Genomic DNA, 20,502 nt, shown 5'->3' with positions numbered 1-20,502 from the left:
GCGTAAATTATATGTGCGTGCTATGGTACATACATTCGTGAATGTATGTAAATCGCACCCCCTCGAAAAAACAACGCTATGGCACGAAAAACCAAACAGCAAGCCGAAGAGACCCGGCAACAAATTCTTGATGCCGCAGTGCGGGAGTTTTCTGCGCATGGCGTTTCCGGCACTTCACTTACTGATATTGCCGCCGCCGCAGGCGTAACCCGAGGCGCAATTTATTGGCTTCAAGAATAAGGTAGACCTGTTTAACGAAGTTTGGGAGTTATCAGAGTCTAAAATTGATCAGCTCGAATTAGAGTATCAGGCAAAATATCCCGATAATCCACTCCGCATCCTGCGTGAAATACTCATCTATGTTCTTGTTTCTACGCGTGAGGATTGCCGACGCCGTGCACTAATGGAGATTGTATTCCATAAATGTGAGTTTATCGGTGAGATGACCTCAGTCCATGACGCGCGTAAAGTTCTTGATTTAGCTAGTTATGAGCGAATTGAATCGGTTTTGCAAGACTGTATTGATGCAAATCAATTGCCCGTCAACCTTGATACTCGTCGAGCTGCGATTATCATGAAAGCTTATATTACAGGTTTGATGGAAAACTGGCTCTTTATGCCAGAAAGTTTTGATATAAAACAAGAGGCACCGGTATTAATTGATGCCTATCTGGAGATGCTAGGCCATAGTCTTTCGTTGCGAAAAGGGCTAAATAGCAAAGCATCGGATTAACTGGAGGTTTATATGAGTAGTTCACTGGTTGTGATTGCGAATGGGGCTGCCTATGGCCATGAGTCATTATTTAATGCTCTGCGTTTATCTATTGCGTTAAAAGAACAACAAGCCGATCTCGATTTACGCCTTTTTTTAATGTCTGATGCCGTCATTGCTGGCCTTAACGGGCAACAACCACGTGAAGGTTACAATTTACAGCAGATGCTAGAGATTCTTACAGCACAGAATGTTCCGGTTAAATTATGCAAAACTTGCGCCGATGCCCGTGGTGTGACTGGGTTAACGCTGGTTGATGGTGCAGAAATCGGTACTTTGGTTGAGTTGGCTCAATGGACGTTAGCCGCTGATAAAGTTCTCACATTCTAAGTAATAATGGGATTACTGCTCTTCCCCGAATCAACCGATATTGCTGGTTGTTACATCCTATTCAACAACAACTGCGTAACAGCCCGCATTATTACAGCTATTCACGTTCTGAAAGATTTTTCTTATTATTACTCGAGACTGAACGTGATAGGATTTCAGCCTCTCTGTTGAAATGAAGTTCAAATATGAGCAGCAGATCCCATAATCAATATTCTTTACCCTTATCCATGCCAGTCATGACGTCAGTGGGGGCATTTTTATTACGCCTTCAGACAATGCTTACCCTGCTTATAATTGCCTTTATATCTTTGCCATCGACTTTTGCATCTGGAATCAATATTGATGTGCCGACCCGCACTGAGGTATTAAGCCAACTGGATACACTATCAAAACAAAAAATATTGTCGCCAGCGGAAAAGCTATCACAGCAGGATCTAACTAAAACGTTGGAATACCTTGATACCATTGAGCGTACCAAGCAAGAGGCCAGTCAACTTAAACAACAACTGGCACAAGCTCCCGCAAAATTACGGCAGGCGACAGAGGGGCTGGATGCGCTTAAGAATAGTACCGCTGACACGCTGACTCGGGAGTCATTGGCGAATTATTCGCTGCGCCAATTGGAATCACGTCTAAATGAAACGCTGGATGATTTACAATCAGCTCAGGAAGACCTCTCCGCTTATAATAGCCAGTTAATTGCCCTGCAAACTCAGCCCGAACGGGTGCAGAGTGCGATGTATAACGCATCAATGCGTTTAATGCAGATTCGCAATCAACTCAATGGATTAGCGCCAAATCAAGAGGTTCTGCGTCCAACCCAGCAGCAAGAGTTATTGACTGAGCAGGTGATGTTAAATGCGCAGCTGGATTTGCAACGTAAAAATCTGGAAGCTAACACCACCTTACAGGATTTACTGCAAAAACAACGGGATTACACTACTGCTCACATAAACCAACTGGAGCGCTACGTACAGCTACTGCAAGAGGTGGTCAGCGGCAAACGATTAATCCTATCAGAAAAAACAGCCAAAGAAGCGCAAGCACCTAATGATGCAACTGATATTCAAAATGATCCGTTAGTTAGCCGAGAACTGACGATTAACAAAGAATTAAGTCAGCGCCTGATTAATGCCACGAAAGAAGGCAACACCCTGGTACAACAGAATATTAGAGTTAAAAACTGGCTGGACCGCGCGCTGCAATCGGAACGTAACTTAAAAGAACAAATTACCGTATTACGCGGTAGCTTGTTGCTTTCGCGTATCTTGTATCAACAGCAGCTCAATTTACCGGCTGCTGGTTTGATAACCAATATGGGTCCACGTATTGCTGACTTGCGCTTGGAGCAATTTGAAATAAATCAGCAACGTGACCAGCTATTCCAGGGGGATGACTATATCCAAACCCTGATGAATGACAGTAAAGAGAAGATCAGTCCTGATGTAGAAGACGCGCTGGGGCAAATTGTTGATATCCGCCGTGAGCTACTGGATCAGTTGAATAAACAGTTGGGTAACCAACTGACATTGGCTATCAATCTGCAAATTAACCAACAGCAGTTGCTCAGCGTCAATGAATCACTGCAACATACTCTGACACAGCAGATTTTTTGGGTCAGTAGCAATAAACCGATGGACTGGTCTTGGCTAAAAGCCTTACCGGGCGCACTTAAATCTGAACTGAGCAATTTTCACTTTACCCTGTCACCGGGTGATGTGTTAGCGGGGTTGATCAAATCAGTGGTGTTCTTGCTACCCATGTTGATTGTGGTGGGGGTGATCCGATCACGCTATAACATCATTAATAAACATTTGGATAGACTGGCGGCTGACGTCGGGCAACTCAAGCACGACAGCCAAATGCATACGCCAAATGCCATTATGCTCACTTTACTGAAAGTCTTGCCTGGGGCCTTAATTATCCTAGGTTTTGGTTATTGGTGTCTGCGTTCAGACTTTAATCTTAGTGACTTCCTCTGGAGCTTATTCCAACGTTTGGCGCTGTTCTGGCTAATATTTGATCTGACCTATCGTATGCTCTCGCCAGGGGGAATTACCGAGCGACACTTTATGATTGCGGCTGACCGATGCGCGCATTATCGCCGCCAAATGGTGCGATTAGGGGGGGCATTGTTGCCGGTGATATTCTGGTCGGAATTGGGAGAGAAAAGTCCACTTCGATTGGTCGATGATGTCATCGGGCAAATTGTTATTGTTATTGCATTGGCACTGCTGGCCCTGTTTGTCTATCCATTCTGCCGCGATAGTTGGCGTGAAAAAGATTCCCATGCGGTGCGGTTGGTGATTGTGACTGCGGTTGCTGTAACCCCCATCATATTGATTGGCTTAATGATGGCAGGATATTTTTATACGACACTACAACTGGCTGGTCGCTGGATTGATAGCCTGTACTTATTGTTCCTGTGGAATATCGTTTACCTGACGGCAATTCGAGGTTTAGGGGTTGCCGCGCGGCGTTTGGCCTATCGTAGGGCAATTGCCCGGCGGCAAAGTTTGGTGAAAGAGGGGGCTGAAGGTGGTGAGCCGGTTGAAGAGCCGCCATTAGCCTTGGACCAAATTAACCAACAGTCATTACGCCTGACAACGATGGCGCTCTTCCTGATTTTTGCCACTTGTTTCTATTGGATTTGGGCGGACCTGATAACGGTTATTTCCTATCTGGATAGTATCTCTTTGTGGCATTACACCTCAACAGTCGCTGGTGCTAGCGTCGCGCAGGCTGTGACCTTGGGGAATATGCTGGTGGCTTTGATGGCATTGGTGGTGGCCTATGTTCTGACTCGTAACTTGCCGGGCTTACTTGAGGTTGTGGTATTGTCGCGCCTGCAACTGCGCCAAGGCACTTCTTATGCCATCACCACCATTCTGACTTATCTCATCACGGCGGTCGGTGGGATAACCGCGTTAAGTTCGCTCGGTGTTTCGTGGGATAAATTGCAATGGTTAGTGGCGGCACTGTCTGTTGGTTTGGGGTTTGGCTTGCAGGAAATCTTTGCCAACTTTGTATCCGGTTTGATTATTCTGTTTGAGCGGCCCGTTCGTATCGGCGATACCATTACCATTGGTACTTTTTCGGGGAATGTCAGCAAGATACGCATCCGTGCGACGACAATTACCGATTTTGACCGTAAAGAAGTCATTATTCCGAACAAAGCATTTGTTACCGAGCGCCTGATCAACTGGTCACTATCAGATACCATTACGCGCATCATCATTAAAGTGGGTGTCGCCTATGGTTCTGATCTGGCGAAAGTAAAAGATGTACTGTTACAAGCCGCCCATGAGAATCCACGAGTTATGGTTGATCCTGAACCACAAGTCTTCTTCCTAAACTTCGGTTCCAGCACTCTTGATCATGAGTTACGCCTGTATGTTCGTGAATTGAGAGATCGCAGCTATACGGTGGATGAATTGAACAGGGCTATTGATAAGTTATGTCGTGATAATGACATTAATATCGCCTTTAACCAGTTGGAAGTGTATCTGCACAAACCAGATGGTACCGAGGTTCAGGAAGTCAGTCGCCCGCTTGATAAACAAGGCTTACCGGCTGAGCAATCGGAATTGGGAGATACTAAGCCTGACTTACCGGATATCAATAAGCCGCTTGCTTAAGGCATTAGGCTGTATAGGCAGTAGCGCGCCATTACTGATGGAGTCTCTACAGGTCGGGTCATATACCTGCATCACTAAGGCGACACGTTAGTGTATCGCCTTGGCTAAATAGCAGAAGTGATATCTTCAATCTGAGTTTTGACGGCGGAGCTTACGCTGATAATCAAGTTGCACGATCGCTAACGCCGCCAGTGCTGTCTCGGGCGCTATCTCATTGCATTCCAGCAGATAGATAAGATCTACTGCCAGTTGCAGTTCTGGTGGAGCTTTTTCAACTGACATAATCTGACCAACATTTGATTTGCAGTTAATCGGGAAGTCGGGTGTGAATATCGTACCAGGGTTCCACCTGACCTGATTCAACCTATATACCCACTAGATTTCAACATGCTGGAAAGCGGTAAGCGAGGTAATCCCGATTAACTGACACCAGTCAGTAATTCGGGTGAACGCAAGCCGTCAACATCTGCATTTGAAAGAGGGCGGGCATAAACATTATAGAGAACTATTTGCTGTCGGAATCTCAATGATTCAAAAAATGTGACAAATATTCAAAAACCGTTCTCTTTTTTCTCAATACTGCGTTCTATTCTTATCAACGCCTGCCGGCAGCGCATTAGGCGCCCCTCGAGTGCCGCTAGCTCTTTCTGTATTTTCTGCTGCTCAGATAACAAACTTTGCTTACCAAGTTGGCTCTCTCTATCCTGAATCATGGCCAATATTCGCCGTTCATAATCTTGATGTTCAGCCAGCTTATGGTAAGGGTCCAATTTATTATCCCGAGGTTCAGGATTGGATTTTCTTAATTTTTGTGTAGCCAATTCTCTTTGCAATGCAGAAATCTGGGCAACCAGTTTTTCAGCGAGAAAAGCAACCTGTTGTGTGCGATTATCAGCAACCACCTGCTTTAGTTGGACCATATTTTTACGTATTTCCTGAAGATAATCGCGGAAACGGTTGCCATGATTACCAAACAGGTTTAGATCAAAACGGGCTTGCTGAGAGGGGGTGTTTGCCTGAGGGCCAACTTGCGCTGACAGCGCTTCAATTTGGCTTTCAAGCACCTGCAATAATTTTTCCGTACTCATGGCGCTTCTCCTTGGCATTTCCCGCCAGCTTGCCTTCGAATGGCGGCAGATACAAGCTTGGGGGAGGGTAAATAAAATAGATACCGATGTTTTGTGCAAATAATGGCAAGAATATCTATTGATGATGTTCAACGCATGGGTTAATGATAACGCTTCATTAAAGTGATGATAAAGGGAGCTTATGTCTCGTTGGTTTTTGATAACCTTGGGTTGGCTGGCGGTGATATTGGCAACGTTAGGTGTCGTGCTTCCTCTGTTACCCACCACACCGTTTTTGCTGTTGGCCGCTTGGTGTTTTGCACGATCCTCCCCGCGATTTCATCACTGGTTGCTCTACCGTTCATGGTTTGGTAGCTATATACGTACCTGGCAACAACATCGAGCATTGCCTGTGGGCACTAAATGGAAGGCAATACTGGTTACCATACTTACATTTGCTGTTTCACTTTGGTTGGTGAAAATCTGGTGGGTGAGAGGCATATTACTTATTATGTTAATCCTACTGTTGACCTTTATGTGGCGAATGCCAGTTATTGACCTATCGCAACAAAAACGGCGCTGAGCAATTCACACTAGTTGCATTTTAGTGCCAGTTTGCATAGATTTGAGCGTTTTCGTGCGCGGGGTAATCCCTCGTTGCATCCTTAATGTTAAGGATGCAGTGACTTTAACTATCGGAGTATTATCGATAGTGAGACTAAGTTACTCAGCCGATGCCATTTAACATCGACTGGCCGCGCTTAAGTATGTACAGCAGTTTTATCAGGCACAAATTATGACCGCTACTGCACCTAATACAGCACAACAGCTTCAATATATTAAAGACAGTATCAAAACCATCCCCGATTATCCAAAAGCGGGAATACTGTTTCGTGATGTGACCAGCTTGCTAGAAGATCCATTAGCCTATGCCGCTAGCATCGAATTGCTGGTAGAGCGCTATCTGGGTAAAGGCGTGACTAAAGTAGTGGGTACTGAAGCTCGCGGCTTTCTGTTTGGTGCTCCGGTCGCCCTGTCGCTGGGTGTCGGTTTTGTTCCGGTGCGTAAACCCGGTAAATTGCCGCGGGAAACTATCAGCGAAAGCTATGAGTTGGAGTATGGCACGGACAAACTTGAGATCCACACCGATAGCATTAAACCGGGCGATAATGTCTTAGTGATTGACGATTTGCTGGCTACCGGCGGCACAATCGAGGCAACGGTTAAGCTCATCCGTCGGCTGGGTGGCGTCGTGACTGACGCTGCATTTGTGATTGATTTGCCTGAATTGGGTGGCGAAGCGCGCCTGACTCAGCAAGGGATCACTTGCTATAGTTTGGTCTCGTTCAGCGGGCATTGATTTTATCCCCAAAGAATGTGGAGTTGCAGGTAGGCTGCAAGTGAATACATCCCGATAAACTTACCCAGGTAGCTTATTTGGGTGAATGAAAGCTGCCAACAGCACTCTGGACTGAAAGATGGTAGGCATAATAATCTGGTGGTCATCAACGGTGACCGTCAGATTATTCGATGAATGTCGGGAAAATATTATCAATGCAAACTGCCATTCACTTATTAGAGTGGCAGCGAATAAATACGTGAAGACCCGCCCCATGGGTGATAACCCAATCCAGTAAAAGTAAAACCATACTTTTCGTAGAACCCGATATGGTCAGTACATAAATGTAGTGTATCAAAACCTAATTGTTTGGTTTCTTTAGCAATATGCTTGATCAGTAATTCACCATAAGCATACCCTCGGTGTTGCTCTTCAATATAAAGCGCACATAACCAAGGGTACAGATCCATACGGCTAATAAAATCATTGGTGATTAATCCAGCGCAACCAATAATTTCATTATTCATTTCCATCAAATACCATTGAGGTAAAGGATTTTTAGCTGCAATACAAAGACTGATGCAATCCTGATAAAGCATTTTAGTCTCTTCCGTGGCCCACTTATTCTGAAAATAGCGGATAGATTGATCTTTATACTCAGGGTGACTTCTCACCGAGATGATTCTTATCATTATTATTTTCCTAACGCACTAATTATACTCACTATTTTTGGTAAAGATCCCAGCGATTACCGTAAATATCTTCGAATACAACCACCATGCCATATTTCTCTTTGCGAGGTTCTTCGCAGAATGTCACTCCTTTTGATTTCATCAACTCATAATCACGCCAGAAGTTATCTGTCTCAAGAAAAAGGAATACTCGACCACCACATTGATTACCAATAAACGCAGTTTGATGGTCATTGGATGCCCGAGCTAGCAATAAACGACACTCACTGTCTTCTGTCGGCGAAACCGACACCCAACGTTTCCCTGGTTGTGCCTCATCTTCTCGCAGAAAAAAACCTAACTTTTCGGTATAAAATTCAATCGCTTTATCGTAATCATCAACGACGATAGCAATATAGCCCATCCCTCTTTTTTTACTTGTCATAAATCCGTCCATTGTTAATTGACCCAAACTGGGTGCCGCTGATTATTAACTATAACTTCTTGATAGCCTAGGCATCGGCACCGATTGAATAGCATGCAAAATCCAGCAGTCAGGGAAGCACCTTACACTCTGCTAATCTCCGTTACCTGTCAGAGCAAATTTCCGATCGTACTAAGGCCGGTATTTCGGAATAGATTGCCAGCATAACATCCAGATTGTGGAATAAAAATGAACAGGCCACCGTTGTAAAATTCATTGCTGGCAATATCGATTCTTTCAACATGGGGGAGAGTCCGAAAGGAAATAAGAACGGGTTTATTACGGCATCGCAGGGTACAAAGAATCGACAACTCTACTTCCACAAAGTAAATTTGTGGGAATGACGATGGGCGTACTGGTACACTAAGATTCAACCTGTAGCTATTCGGGTTAATGTGTTCAAAAACAAACCACTTAATATATGTAGGTTAAATAGTGGTTTTTTTACTGGTGATTAAATTATTCTTTATAAATCAATGATGAAGTATTAATGAGCTATCAGGTCCTTGCCCGTAAGTGGCGCCCCCAAACGTTCGCAGACGTCGTTGGTCAGGAGCATGTCCTGACGGCGCTGGCTAATGGCCTTTCATTAGGGCGAATTCATCACGCCTATCTATTCTCCGGCACCCGTGGCGTTGGCAAGACGTCGATTGCACGGCTATTAGCCAAAGGTCTTAACTGCGAAACCGGCATTACAGCGACGCCTTGCGGTACCTGTGCTAACTGCCTGGAGATCGAGCAAGGCCGTTTTGTTGACCTGATCGAGATAGATGCCGCCTCGCGCACGAAGGTAGAAGATACCCGAGAACTGCTGGATAACGTTCAATATGCTCCAGCCCGTGGCCGCTTCAAAGTGTACTTAATTGATGAAGTGCATATGCTGTCGCGCCACAGTTTCAATGCGCTACTAAAAACACTTGAAGAGCCGCCAGCCCATGTGAAATTCTTGCTGGCGACTACGGACCCTCAGAAACTGCCGGTGACCATCCTTTCCCGCTGTTTGCAATTCCATCTCAAAGTGATTGATGTTGAGGTTATCCGTGGGCAGCTTGAAAAAATATTATTGGCAGAGCAAATCAGTAGTGATGCGCGCGCATTGCAATTATTGGCACGGGCGGCCGATGGCAGTATGCGAGATGCGCTTAGTCTGACAGATCAGGCCGTTGCGATGGGCGATGGGCATGTGACGACAGCTACAGTCAGTCAAATGCTGGGAACGCTGGATGACGAGCAACCCTTGGCGATTATCGAGGCGCTGGTCAGTGCCGATGGTGCGCGGGTGATGGCTCAGGTAGAACAAGCGGCATCACGTGGTGTCGATTGGGAAAACTTATTGGTCGAAACCCTAAGTTTGCTGCACCGCATTGCGATGGTGCAACTGCTGCCATCAATGTTGGATAATCACTATGCGACGGTTGAGCCTCGGTTACGCGAACTGGCCCGCACATTGCCACCTGCTGATATTCAGTTATATTATCAAATTCTGTTAGTGGGCCGCAAAGAGCTGGCTTATGCGCCGGATCGCCGCATGGGGGTTGAAATGACCTTATTGCGAGCGTTAGCTTTTCATCCTAAAGCGATAATTGCCGAACCGCAGAGTGTATCTGTCAGTGCGCCAGCAGCGATTGGGGGTAACAATGCACCGCAGCACTCCCCAAATACGCAACAGCCCGCATCTACTCACTCAGGGCCACCGCAAGATGCACCACCGCTAGGGCTTGCCGCTGAAGTGAGTACTCAGCTCCCAGATTCTACTGCGCAGCTCCTTCAGGCACGGACCCAGTTGTTGCGACAATCCGGGACAACCACACCAAAAAAGAATGAGCCGGCAGCGCCAGGAAAAGCGCGGCCGGCAACCTCGGCACTGGAGCGTCTAGCTTCGGTGACTGAGCGCAGCCAGCAGCGTCTGGCCGCTAAATCAACCGAAGAAAAGAAACCGGCGAAGAAAGAAGCTTATCGCTGGACCGCGCAAAATCAGTCTGAGGTCGTAGCTGAGCCAGTTACCACGCCTAAGGCGTTGCGCTCTGCGTTAGAGCATGAAAAAACACCGGAGCTTTCTGCCAAATTGGCTGAAGACGCCATGGTGCGGGATCCTTGGGCGGCAGAGATAGATAAGCTACATGTTCCGAAATTGGTACAGCAGCTTGCGTTGAATGCATTTAAAGAAGAAATAGAACCGGGTAATATTTGTCTTCACCTGCGTTCTAGCCAGCGGCATTTAAATTCGCCCACGGCACAAAAGGCGCTGGCTGATGCATTGAGTGAATTACACGGTAATGCTGTCACACTTAGCGTTATCGAAGATGACAACCCGGCGGAGCGTACTCCGCTGGAATGGCGGCAGGCCATTTATGAAGAAAAGCTGGCACAAGCACGCCAGTCGATTATTGCGGATAATAATATTCAGACACTGCGTCGTTTCTTCGAGGCAGAATTGGATGAAGAGAGTATCCGGCCGGTTTAACCGCTGCGGTAAGTGCATGGTGTACTGACGCGGCCCCTTGCTATGAGAGATGACTATGTTTGGTAAAGGCGGTATTGGCAATTTAATGAAACAAGCCCAGCAGATGCAGGAAAAAATGCAGCAGATGCAGGAAGAAGTCGCCAAATTGGAAGTTACCGGTGAATCTGGCGCGGGCTTGGTAAAAGTAACCATCAATGGGGCGCATAACTGCCGCCGGGTTGAAATTGACCCAAGCCTATTGGTTGAAGAAGATAAAGAAATGCTGGAAGATTTGATTGCTGCGGCATTGAACGATGCAGCGCGTCGTATCGATGAAACGCAAAAAGAGAAAATGGCTTCGGTCTCCAGTGGTATGCAATTACCACCAGGCTTTAAGATGCCGTTCTGATGCAAACCAGTCCACTCCTTGAGTCATTAATGGAGGCGTTGCGCTGCCTGCCGGGCGTTGGCCCGAAATCAGCGCAACGTATGGCATTCCAACTGCTACAGCGTGATCGTAGTGGTGGAATGCGGCTGGCGCAGTCATTGACCCGTGCGATGTCCGAAATCGGTCACTGTGCTGATTGCCGGACATTTACCGAGCAAGACCGTTGCACTATCTGCTCCAACCCACGCCGGCAGCAGAATGGCCAACTCTGTGTGGTCGAAAGCCCGGCAGATATCCATGCTATTGAACAAACCGGCCAGTTTGGTGGGCGTTACTTTGTGTTGATGGGGCATTTATCTCCCATGGATGGCATTGGCCCTGGCGATATTGGTTTGGATTTGCTGGAAAAACGGCTTGAAACTGAAACTATCACTGAAGTCATTTTGGCAACTAATCCGACCGTAGAAGGGGATGCCACTGCCAACTATATCGGCCAGATGTGTGGTCAGTATGGCGTATTAGCCAGCCGTATCGCTCATGGCGTACCAGTAGGCGGCGAACTGGAAATGGTTGATGGTACGACATTATCGCACTCACTGGCTGGGCGTAATCCTATTAAGTATTGATCCCATTATTTATTGTGGGCGACAGTCTTGTTATTGATTATCTTACGAATAAATTCGTTAGGGATAATAAGTCAATCGCCCTCGATTCTCTATTTTTTTCTATCCTCATACTTGAAACTTTCACCTATTGGCCCCATCTGATACTCATTGTTCGATTTTATGTACCTGTCGGTAATTTGGATTGAGGTAATTAATGAGTATGAAAGGTCAAGAAACCCGTGGATTCCAGTCTGAAGTAAAACAACTCCTCCATTTGATGATTCACTCGCTTTATTCCAATAAAGAAATTTTCTTGCGCGAGTTGATCTCTAATGCCTCTGATGCGGCAGACAAACTGCGTTTCCGCGCGCTGTCTAATCCTGAATTATTTGAGGGCGACGGTGAGCTGAGAGTGCGTTTATCTTTTGATAAAGAAAAGCGTACTTTGACTCTAAGTGATAACGGCATCGGTATGAGCCGTGACGAAGTTATTGATAATCTTGGTACCATCGCGAAGTCAGGGACCAAAGCATTCCTTGAGTCTATTGGTTCAGATCAAGCCAAAGATAGCCAATTAATCGGCCAGTTTGGTGTCGGTTTCTACTCCGCATTTATTGTGGCAGATAAAGTCACCGTCCGTACCCGTGCAGCCGGTGCGCCTGCTGATGCTGGCGTATTCTGGGAATCGGCAGGCGAGGGTGACTACACCATCGCGGATATCACCAAAGAAGAGCGTGGTACAGAGATAACCCTGCATCTGCGTGAAGGTGAAGACGAGTATTTGGATGATTGGCGCTTGCGCTCAGTCATCAGTAAATATTCAGACCATATTGCTTTGCCAGTTGAAATTCAAAGCAAAAATGAAGAAGACGGCACGGTCACCTGGGAGAAAATCAATAAAGCTCAGGCATTATGGACGCGCGGCAAAGCAGAGATTACTGACGACGAATATAAAGCATTCTATAAACATATCGCGCATGATTTCACCGACCCGATGAGTTGGAGCCATAACCGCGTCGAAGGTAAGCAGGAGTATACCAGCTTGCTGTATATCCCAGCTCAGGCCCCGTGGGATATGTGGAATCGCGACCATAAGCATGGTTTGAAACTTTACGTGCAGCGCGTGTTCATTATGGATGATGCTGAGCAGTTCATGCCGAATTACCTGCGTTTTGTTCGTGGTTTAATAGATTCTAATGATCTACCGCTGAACGTCTCGCGTGAGATTCTGCAAGACAGCCGCATTACTCAGAATCTACGTAGTGCGCTGACTAAACGTGTGCTGCAAATGCTGGAAAAACTGGCTAAAGATGATGCTGAGAAATATCAGCAGTTCTGGCAGCAGTTCGGTATGGCGCTTAAGGAAGGCCCAGCGGAAGACGGTAGCAATAAAGAAACTATTGCCAAGTTACTACGCTTTGCTTCAACCCATACCGACAGCTCAGCGCAGACAGTGTCTTTGGAAGATTATGTCAGCCGTATGACTGAAGGGCAGGAGAAGATTTATTACATCACTGCTGACAGCTATGCTGCGGCGAAGAACAGCCCTCATCTGGAACTGTTCCGCAAAAAAGGCATTGAAGTATTGCTGTTATCTGATCGCATCGATGAATGGATGATGAGCTACCTGACCGAGTTTGACGGTAAAGTTTTCCAGTCAGTCAGCAAAGCAGATGACTCACTGAATAAGCTGGCAGATGAAGAGCGTCCAGATCAGCAAGAGGCCGATAAAGCGCTGGAGCCATTCGTTGAGCGGGTTAAAACCCTGCTGGGCGAACGCGTTAAAGATGTCCGCCTGACGCATCGTTTGACGGATACGCCAGCGATAGTGACGACTGATGCCGATGAAATGAGTACGCAGATGGCGAAATTGTTTGCTGCTGCGGGCCAACAGGCACCAGAAGTGAAGTATATCTTTGAATTAAATCCTGAACATAGCTTGGTTAAACGCGCTGCTGATGTGACTGACGATGCTCAGTTTGCTGAATGGGTAGAGTTATTACTGGATCAATCGCTGTTAGCTGAACGGGGAACATTAGATGATCCTAACCAGTTTATCCGCAGAATGAATCAGTTATTAACGGCTTAATTGAGTAATAGAACGCCTCAGATAGATGTGTTATCTGAGGCGTTTTTTTATTTATTTTCAATGGGTTGTTTTTTTATTTCTCCTGGATGTCATTGATTCTCTCCTGCTAACCGGCCTCGCGCGCCTTGAGCCAACCCCCCTGAAAATGGTATGGTTGCTTGTTTTCCGCAATTTCGATTTTTTTAAGAGCTTATCCCCGTTGGCGTCATTGTTGCAGCCAGTTTTAACATGGACAGCGCGGAAGAGCCGGAGCGTACACATCGTACGTGAGGATCCTGAGCACTGCCTTGGTTCAAAATGGCAAATAAAATAGCCCTAATGGGATAGGCTCTAAGTAAAAACACATAGAAAAACTACATAGCAAGGGGATTTACGCAATGCGTATCATTCTGCTGGGCGCTCCGGGCGCTGGTAAGGGTACTCAGGCTCAATTCATCATGGAGAAATACGGTATTCCGCAAATCTCTACTGGTGATATGTTGCGCGCCGCTGTAAAAGCAGGTTCTGAGTTAGGTCTGAAAGCGAAAGAAATAATGGATGCCGGCAAACTGGTTACTGATGAGCTGGTTATCGCATTGGTTAAAGAGCGTATCACCCAGGACGATTGCCGTGATGGTTTCCTGTTAGACGGGTTCCCACGTACTATTCCTCAGGCTGATGCCATGAAAGAAGCCGGTATCAAGGTTGATTATGTGCTGGAGTTTGCTGTACCAGACGAGTTGATTGTTGAACGCATCGTCGGGCGTCGAGTACATGCTGCTTCAGGCCGTGTTTACCACATTAAATTCAACCCACCTAAAGTTGAAGATAAAGATGATGTGACAGGTGATGAACTTACTATTCGTAAAGACGATCAGGAAGCCACTGTTCGCAAACGTCTGATCGAATATCATCAACAAACCGCACCACTCGTTTCTTACTATCGTAAAGAAGCTGATGCAGGCAATACGCAATATTTTAAGCTGGACGGAACCCGTAAAGTAGCAGAAGTCAGTGCAGAACTGGCGACTATTCTCGGTTAATTCTGGATGGTAAGATAGCTAAGGCGGCCTAAGGTCGCCTTTCTCGTTTTACGGATCTCGTTGAAGACTTATTCGTAAGCTCGAATAATAAGCGTAATATCCCCCACAAGGATTTTGCATCATGCAAAGTAAGCTCGGCGTATTAATGGTCAACTTGGGGACACCGGACGCCCCAACACCGCAAGCAGTAAAACGCTATCTGACTGAGTTCCTGAGTGACCGCCGGGTGGTTGATACTTCCCCGTGGCTGTGGTGGCCTCTGTTACGCGGTGTCATTTTGCCTATTCGATCTCCTCGCGTGGCTAAATTATACCAATCAGTCTGGATGGACGAAGGGTCACCGTTATTGGTCTATAGTCGGCGGCAACGGAAAGCATTGGCGGCACGTATGCCAGAGATCCCGGTTGAGTTAGGTATGAGTTATGGCTCACCAAATCTGCCAGATGCTATCGATAAGTTATTAGCCCAAGGTGTGACTAAGCTGGTGGTTTTGCCGCTTTATCCGCAATATTCCTGTTCGACCAGTGCCGCTGTGTGGGACGCTGTTGCCCGTATTCTGAAAGGATATCGTCGGTTACCATCGGTTTCTTTTATCCGTGATTATGCCGAACATCCCACCTATATTTCGGCATTACAGCAAAGTGTTGAACGTGCTTTTGCGCAGCATGGCAAACCTGACAGACTAATACTTTCCTTCCATGGTATTCCTAAGCGCTATGCTCAACTGGGGGATGATTATCCACAACGTTGTGAAGATACTAGCCGCGCGTTACGTGGCAAATTGGTGTTGCCAGCCGAAAATATCATGATGACATATCAGTCTCGCTTTGGTCGTGAACCTTGGTTGACGCCTTATACCGACGAGACATTAAAAAGTCTCCCCGCCCAAGGTATTAAGCATATTCAGCTGATCTGCCCTGGTTTCTCTGCTGATTGTCTTGAAACACTGGAGGAGATCAAGGAGCAGAACCGGGAGATTTTCATGCACGCCGGTGGCGAGAAATTTGAATATATTCCTGCGTTGAACGACGATGAGGGGCATATAGACCTTTTAGAACAGTTGATAAAACAAGAAATTGCTCAACTATCTCTTAATTCGTAATTTTTATGTATCGATTGGTATATTAATGATATGTGATTACATATTTACCTACTCCTTTCTCTTGTAATGCCTGTTTAGATGTATGAGAATTAGGCTTTTATAAACAACAGGTATGTAAGTATGTGACTTAACTGTTTGTTTTTATTTGATTTTTAAGTTGAGCAAAAGACTGAAGTTTTAGAGTAGTGCATTGGTAGCTGTTAAGCCAAGGGCGGTAGCGTGATTTTATTTTTCACGATTTGAATTTATATATTTTTGAGAGATATACTCTGTATTATGAGAGATAAAAATAATTGAGTATCTTTAGCAATCATGAACAATATAGTCTAATCCAATAACTGGAAATGAAAATGTCAGTTTTACGAAGAAATATATTTTCTTTACTTCTATTACAAGGCAGTAACTATATTATTCCACTCCTTACATTGCCATATTTAACTCGAGTTTTGGGCGTGGAAGGTTTCGGTATCTATAGCCTTACTCTTTCTTTAGCACAGTATTTTGTTATTTTAATAGATTTTGGATTTAATTTATCGGCCTCGAAGAAAATTGCTGAACATCAAGATAATCCAGAATATATATCTAAAGTTTTTTTTGAAACACTTTATTCCAAATCAATATTATGCGTCATTTCAATTCTTATAATTATTTTACTTACGATTACAAGTACGCATGCTGTTATCCAAAGTGAGTTGATTTATACTGTATTAATGTTAATTGGTACCACGTTAATGCCTGCGTGGTTTTTCCAAGGCATAGAAAAACTATCTGTTGTGACAAATTTAATGATAGTAGCAAAGCTATCAATGCTACCTTTATTTTTTATTTTTGTTCACAGTGATGCGGATATAAAATATGCAGTAATAATTCAATCGTCAATGAATTTATTGGCTGGTATCATAGCAATAATATATATATATCGGAAAAAACTTGTAAGAGTAGTTAACTTCTCTAGTCTAAAGATAGCGCATACATTAAAAGATTCTTTCCCGATATTTTTTGCAACATTATCTATTAGTCTTTATACCATGAGTACGACAATTATAATTGGTATATTCAGTAATGTTTATGAAGTCAGTATATTTACGGCAGCTGATAGAGTTAAAGGGGCTATTTTAGGTGTATTTTTAGTTCTAGGAAATGCATTTTACCCCAGAATAAATTCGTTATTGGTTAATAAAAAAGAAGAGGCCTACTCTTTAATCAGAAAGATTTTCTATTGGCAGGGTGGCTTGTGCATTGCTATAACAATTTGTGTCATAGTTTTCTCTAAATTGATTACTAAAATAATGTTTGGCTCTGAATATTCGGAGGTATCAACACTTTTAATTTTATTTTCTCCTGTTTATATTCTGGTTATACAATCGACTGTACTAGCTAACTACATTTTATTACCTCATGGGTATAAGAAATCTTATACGATTTTACCAATGATTTCGGCAGTAATTCATATCCCTCTTTGTGCATATCTTGCCTCTAAATATGGAGCTTGGGGCGGTATTATTTCAATTATTACTATTGAGGCTTTATCATTTATATGTTTGATTATTATTCTTAAGAGAAAAAATCTCTTATTTGAAATACTTTCGAGAAACAAACATGGATAATAAAAAAATACTTTCGTTGATTATACCTGTCTATAATGCTGGTAAGTATCTTGAGTCATGCCTAATTTCTGTATTTTCACAATGGGATAACATGCTTGAAGTTATCATTATCAATGATGGTTCAACTGATAACTCTGCTGATATAATCAGTAAATATAGTAAAATATATGACTTTAAATATTTGTCACAAGATAATTCAGGTGTATCCGTAGTGCGAAATAAAGGTGTAGAGATCGCCACAGGAGATTATATAGTCTTTGTCGATGCTGATGATATCTGGTGCGATAAAATATATTCTAGTATCAAAAAAATAATTATAAAAAATGCACCTGATTGTATATTATTTAACTACATTGAATTAACTGAAGGTAAAGAAAATAAATTCGATTTAATAAATAAGAATGAATTCACTAAAAGTAATCTAGAATCAGTTAAGATTGGTATAGCCAATAGTGAAATGTTTTATCTCTGGCGGTGTGTTTTTAATAAAAATATCTTTGACAATATAATTTTTGATGTTGGACGTAGATTTGAAGATCAATTGATTTTTCCTATTTTAATTAGTAAATGTGAATCCATCTATGAAAGTAAGGATTACATTGTTAAATATAGACAAAATCCAAATAGTATTACTAAAAACCTGAATGTTTCAGATCTTGATGATAGCGAGGTCGGGCTGTTAAGATTTAAAGATCAGTATATAAAATATCATAGTAGATATTGGACTGCGATTATCGCAAGTGTATTTGTATCTCATATATCTAAATGTGCCAGAATATACCATATTGATAAAAAAACAGCACTGAGGAGTTATAGGAAATCTTTCGAAATAATATCATTAAGGCCAATTATTTCTTCAGGTAACATAAAGTCTATTTTATATTATATATTTAGCGATATAATGTTTTATCGATTGGTTTCGGCTGTTAAAAATGAGGTGAAAAAATAGTATGGTTACTGTTACTATATTTACTCCTACTTTTAATAGAGCTAAAGTGCTAAAGCGCTGCTATCTTTCCATATTAGAGCAAAATAGAAATGATATTGAGTGGTTAATAATTGATGATGGTTCGATAGATAACACAATTGATGTTGTAAATAATTTTCAAAATGAAAATAGAATAAAAATAAGGTATATCTATCAAGATAATAGTGGGAAGCAAGCTGCTTGGAATAAGGCGGTAGAGAATGCGAGTGGTGAGTATTTTATCGGGTTGGATTCCGATGATGCTCTTATTAGTGGTTCAATAAGCAAATTACTTTCAATAACAAAAGTACTGGATGATAAAGACATTATTGGTATAAGAGCTTTGTCTGTTAGCTCAGAAACAATGAAACCTAATAATTATTACTTATCCAATGAAGATAAGAAAAGCTCATGGTTAGATGAGTTTCGTTCAGGTATCCGTGGTGAGAGAATTGATTTGTTTAAAACAGAGTACTTACAAAAATATTATTATCCAGTTAAGCCAGGAATTAATTTTATTCCTGAAATTTGGTTTTATAGTACGATATCTAAAGAGTATTCATTTTTTTATAGTTCAATTCCAGTTCGCATCTTTTTTGATGATGAGAAAACGAACCGGCTCAGTCAGTCCTCAATAAAAAAGCATGCAATAGGCCATTATATCTCGCGTAAGGCATTACTGGGTAATACTCCAAAGGTTGTATGGTTATATAGGCCATTGGATTTTATAAAAACTATCATACGTATTAATCAGGCTATCGCTATGATGGATGAGAAGTATGTAATTGAAGAAAAAAATTCACTCTTACTTAAAATTGTTACACTGCCTGGTGTAATAATTCGTAAAATTAAGTCACAACAAGGGATTTCATGAAAGTAATTGCTTTCTTTGGTGGCGATATTAGTCTCACCGGTGGTACTGAGAGAGTCAGTTTAGCTCTTGCTAACTATCTGGTTAAAGATGGCTATCGGGTTATTATTATCAGTTTAAGTGGTAATGCTTCGCCTTTTTTTCATGCAGATGAAAGAATAAAAATCGTATCACTTTTTGATAAAAAAAAACGCTTCTCACTTGCTTATTTGTCTGTCGTTTTTAGATTACGCCGTATCTTAATAGATGAATCAATCGATGTTTTGATTGATGTTGATACAATGTTAGCATTATTTAGTACTACAGCTTTATTAGGAACCAAAACAAAACATATCTCGTGGGAACATTTTAATTATAAAAATGATCTAAATATAAAGTCACGAAAACTAGCCAGGAAAGTAGCAGCCAAATATGCTGACGCAGTAGTCACGCTAACAGAAAAAGATCGCCAGTATTGGCTAGAAGAAAATAAATATCCAGAAAGAATAATATCGATACCTAATCCATTGCCCTTTGATGTAAAAGATAAACTAATTAAAAAAAAATCAAAAAATGTTTTGGCTCTAGGACGATTTACTTACCTGAAGGGTTTTGATCTCTTAATCGATATTTGGGCTAAAGTACAAGAGGAAAATCGTGACTGGAAACTTATAATCGCAGGTGATGGTGAGGATAAGCAATTTTTATTAGATAAAATAAAGAGATTAAATCTTAAGAATATAGAGTTACTACCCACTACTCCTTATGTGAGAGAGTTATATAATCAGTCTAATATCTATGTAATGACTTCTCGGTTCGAAGGATTCCCTATGGTTTTGCTTGAAGCTAAAGCAAGTGGACTACCGATAATAGCTTATGATTGCGATACTGGCCCTTCAGAACTCATCACTGACCATGAGGATGGATTTATTATACCCTTTGATGATAGTGATAAATTCGTAAAAAAACTTCTCATACTGATTAATAATGAAGAATTAAGAGAAACCATGTCAATTAAATCATTAGAGAATGCAGAACAGTATAGAATAGAGTCTACGATCGGAAATAAATGGAAAAACTTGATCGAAATGTTAATGAGTGAAAATAGAGTTTAGAATTTAACTCCAA

At 42.9% G+C, this 20,502-nt stretch carries 18 protein-coding genes, 1 pseudogene and 1 other annotated feature; of the genes and pseudogenes, 15 read left to right on the top strand and 4 right to left on the bottom strand.

The features are described from left to right. Positions 1–78 precede the first annotated feature (78 nt). The 3 genes and pseudogenes from acrR (at position 79) to mscK (ending at position 4,740) form a co-directional block, all read left to right on the top strand. A pseudogene (gene acrR, locus V2A84_RS13600) lies at positions 79–733 on the top strand (multidrug efflux transporter transcriptional repressor AcrR). Positions 734–745: 12 nt separating this feature from the next. Continuing rightward, positions 746–1,102: a DsrE/DsrF/TusD sulfur relay family protein gene (locus V2A84_RS13595; protein ID WP_083159977.1), complete on the top strand. Its 357-nt coding sequence runs from the start codon at positions 746–748 to the stop codon at positions 1,100–1,102. Between the two features lie 185 nt (positions 1,103–1,287). Next, on the top strand, positions 1,288–4,740 hold the full coding sequence (mscK, locus tag V2A84_RS13590; protein ID WP_193784714.1) for a mechanosensitive channel MscK: 3,453 nt from the start codon (positions 1,288–1,290) through the stop codon (positions 4,738–4,740). 126 nt (positions 4,741–4,866) lie between these two features. On the opposite strand, the gene rsmS is transcribed toward mscK, so the two are convergent. Next, positions 4,867–5,022 carry a pleiotropic regulatory protein RsmS gene (gene rsmS / locus V2A84_RS13585; RefSeq protein ID WP_050086075.1) on the bottom strand — a complete coding sequence of 52 codons (156 nt, stop codon included), beginning with the start codon at positions 5,020–5,022 and terminating at the stop codon, positions 4,867–4,869. A gap of 269 nt (positions 5,023–5,291) precedes the next feature. Beyond that, positions 5,292–5,828, bottom strand: coding sequence for a primosomal replication protein PriC (gene priC / locus V2A84_RS13580; protein ID WP_083159973.1), 537 nt, complete (start codon positions 5,826–5,828; stop codon positions 5,292–5,294). Between the two features lie 181 nt (positions 5,829–6,009). On the opposite strand from priC, the gene V2A84_RS13575 reads away from it, so the two are divergent. Together V2A84_RS13575 and apt are read left to right on the top strand one after the other, a co-directional pair. Further along, on the top strand, positions 6,010–6,390 hold the full coding sequence (locus V2A84_RS13575; protein WP_083159971.1) for a DUF454 family protein: 381 nt from the start codon (positions 6,010–6,012) through the stop codon (positions 6,388–6,390). A gap of 213 nt (positions 6,391–6,603) precedes the next feature. After that, the gene (apt, locus tag V2A84_RS13570; protein WP_083159969.1) at positions 6,604–7,167 is read left to right on the top strand and encodes an adenine phosphoribosyltransferase; all 564 of its coding nucleotides are present in this window, start codon (positions 6,604–6,606) and stop codon (positions 7,165–7,167) included. A gap of 215 nt (positions 7,168–7,382) precedes the next feature. On the opposite strand, the gene V2A84_RS13565 is transcribed toward apt, so the two are convergent. Together V2A84_RS13565 and V2A84_RS13560 are read right to left on the bottom strand one after the other, a co-directional pair. After that, complete coding sequence (locus tag V2A84_RS13565) at positions 7,383–7,838, bottom strand: GNAT family N-acetyltransferase (protein WP_083159967.1); 456 nt, start codon at positions 7,836–7,838, stop codon at positions 7,383–7,385. A gap of 31 nt (positions 7,839–7,869) precedes the next feature. Next, positions 7,870–8,262, bottom strand: coding sequence for a VOC family protein (locus V2A84_RS13560; protein WP_193784713.1), 393 nt, complete (start codon positions 8,260–8,262; stop codon positions 7,870–7,872). A 529-nt stretch (positions 8,263–8,791) separates the two neighbouring features. On the opposite strand from V2A84_RS13560, the gene dnaX reads away from it, so the two are divergent. The 10 genes from dnaX (at position 8,792) to V2A84_RS13510 (ending at position 20,489) form a co-directional block, all read left to right on the top strand. Next, positions 8,792–10,765 carry a DNA polymerase III subunit gamma/tau gene (dnaX, locus tag V2A84_RS13555; RefSeq protein WP_442848917.1) on the top strand — a complete coding sequence of 658 codons (1,974 nt, stop codon included), beginning with the start codon at positions 8,792–8,794 and terminating at the stop codon, positions 10,763–10,765. Next, positions 10,096–10,159: a sequence feature (DnaX frameshifting element), on the top strand. It overlaps the preceding gene by 64 nt. Positions 10,766–10,820: 55 nt before the next feature. Further along, entirely contained in the window at positions 10,821–11,153 is a 333-nt protein-coding gene (locus tag V2A84_RS13550) for a YbaB/EbfC family nucleoid-associated protein (RefSeq protein ID WP_019081276.1), read from the top strand. After that, positions 11,153–11,758, top strand: a complete 606-nt coding sequence (gene recR / locus V2A84_RS13545) for a recombination mediator RecR (protein WP_083159961.1) — start codon at positions 11,153–11,155, stop codon at positions 11,756–11,758. Before V2A84_RS13550 ends, recR begins: the two co-directional genes overlap by 1 nt. A 199-nt stretch (positions 11,759–11,957) precedes the next feature. Next, positions 11,958–13,826, top strand: coding sequence for a molecular chaperone HtpG (gene htpG, locus V2A84_RS13540; protein WP_372559842.1), 1,869 nt, complete (start codon positions 11,958–11,960; stop codon positions 13,824–13,826). A gap of 377 nt (positions 13,827–14,203) precedes the next feature. After that, complete coding sequence (gene adk / locus V2A84_RS13535; RefSeq protein WP_083159957.1) at positions 14,204–14,848, top strand: adenylate kinase; 645 nt, start codon at positions 14,204–14,206, stop codon at positions 14,846–14,848. A gap of 118 nt (positions 14,849–14,966) precedes the next feature. Beyond that, entirely contained in the window at positions 14,967–15,950 is a 984-nt protein-coding gene (gene hemH / locus V2A84_RS13530; protein ID WP_083159955.1) for a ferrochelatase, read from the top strand. A gap of 350 nt (positions 15,951–16,300) precedes the next feature. Continuing rightward, entirely contained in the window at positions 16,301–17,557 is a 1,257-nt protein-coding gene (locus V2A84_RS13525) for a flippase (protein WP_083159953.1), read from the top strand. Beyond that, the gene (locus tag V2A84_RS13520; RefSeq protein ID WP_083159951.1) at positions 17,550–18,506 is read left to right on the top strand and encodes a glycosyltransferase; all 957 of its coding nucleotides are present in this window, start codon (positions 17,550–17,552) and stop codon (positions 18,504–18,506) included. The genes V2A84_RS13525 and V2A84_RS13520 overlap by 8 nt, the downstream gene beginning before the upstream one ends. Position 18,507: 1 nt before the next feature. Continuing rightward, on the top strand, positions 18,508–19,398 hold the full coding sequence (locus V2A84_RS13515; RefSeq protein WP_083159949.1) for a glycosyltransferase family A protein: 891 nt from the start codon (positions 18,508–18,510) through the stop codon (positions 19,396–19,398). Beyond that, the gene (locus V2A84_RS13510; protein ID WP_083159947.1) at positions 19,395–20,489 is read left to right on the top strand and encodes a glycosyltransferase family 4 protein; all 1,095 of its coding nucleotides are present in this window, start codon (positions 19,395–19,397) and stop codon (positions 20,487–20,489) included. Before V2A84_RS13515 ends, V2A84_RS13510 begins: the two co-directional genes overlap by 4 nt. The last annotated feature ends 13 nt before the right edge of the window (positions 20,490–20,502 follow it).

The sequence above is a fragment of the Yersinia sp. 2553 StPb PI genome (assembly GCF_052217105.1).
GTDB classification, from domain to species: Bacteria; Pseudomonadota; Gammaproteobacteria; order Enterobacterales; family Enterobacteriaceae; genus Yersinia; species Yersinia enterocolitica_E.
The sequence above is the reverse complement of the archived record's forward strand: the minus strand, read 5'-3'. Positions and strand labels throughout refer to the sequence as shown.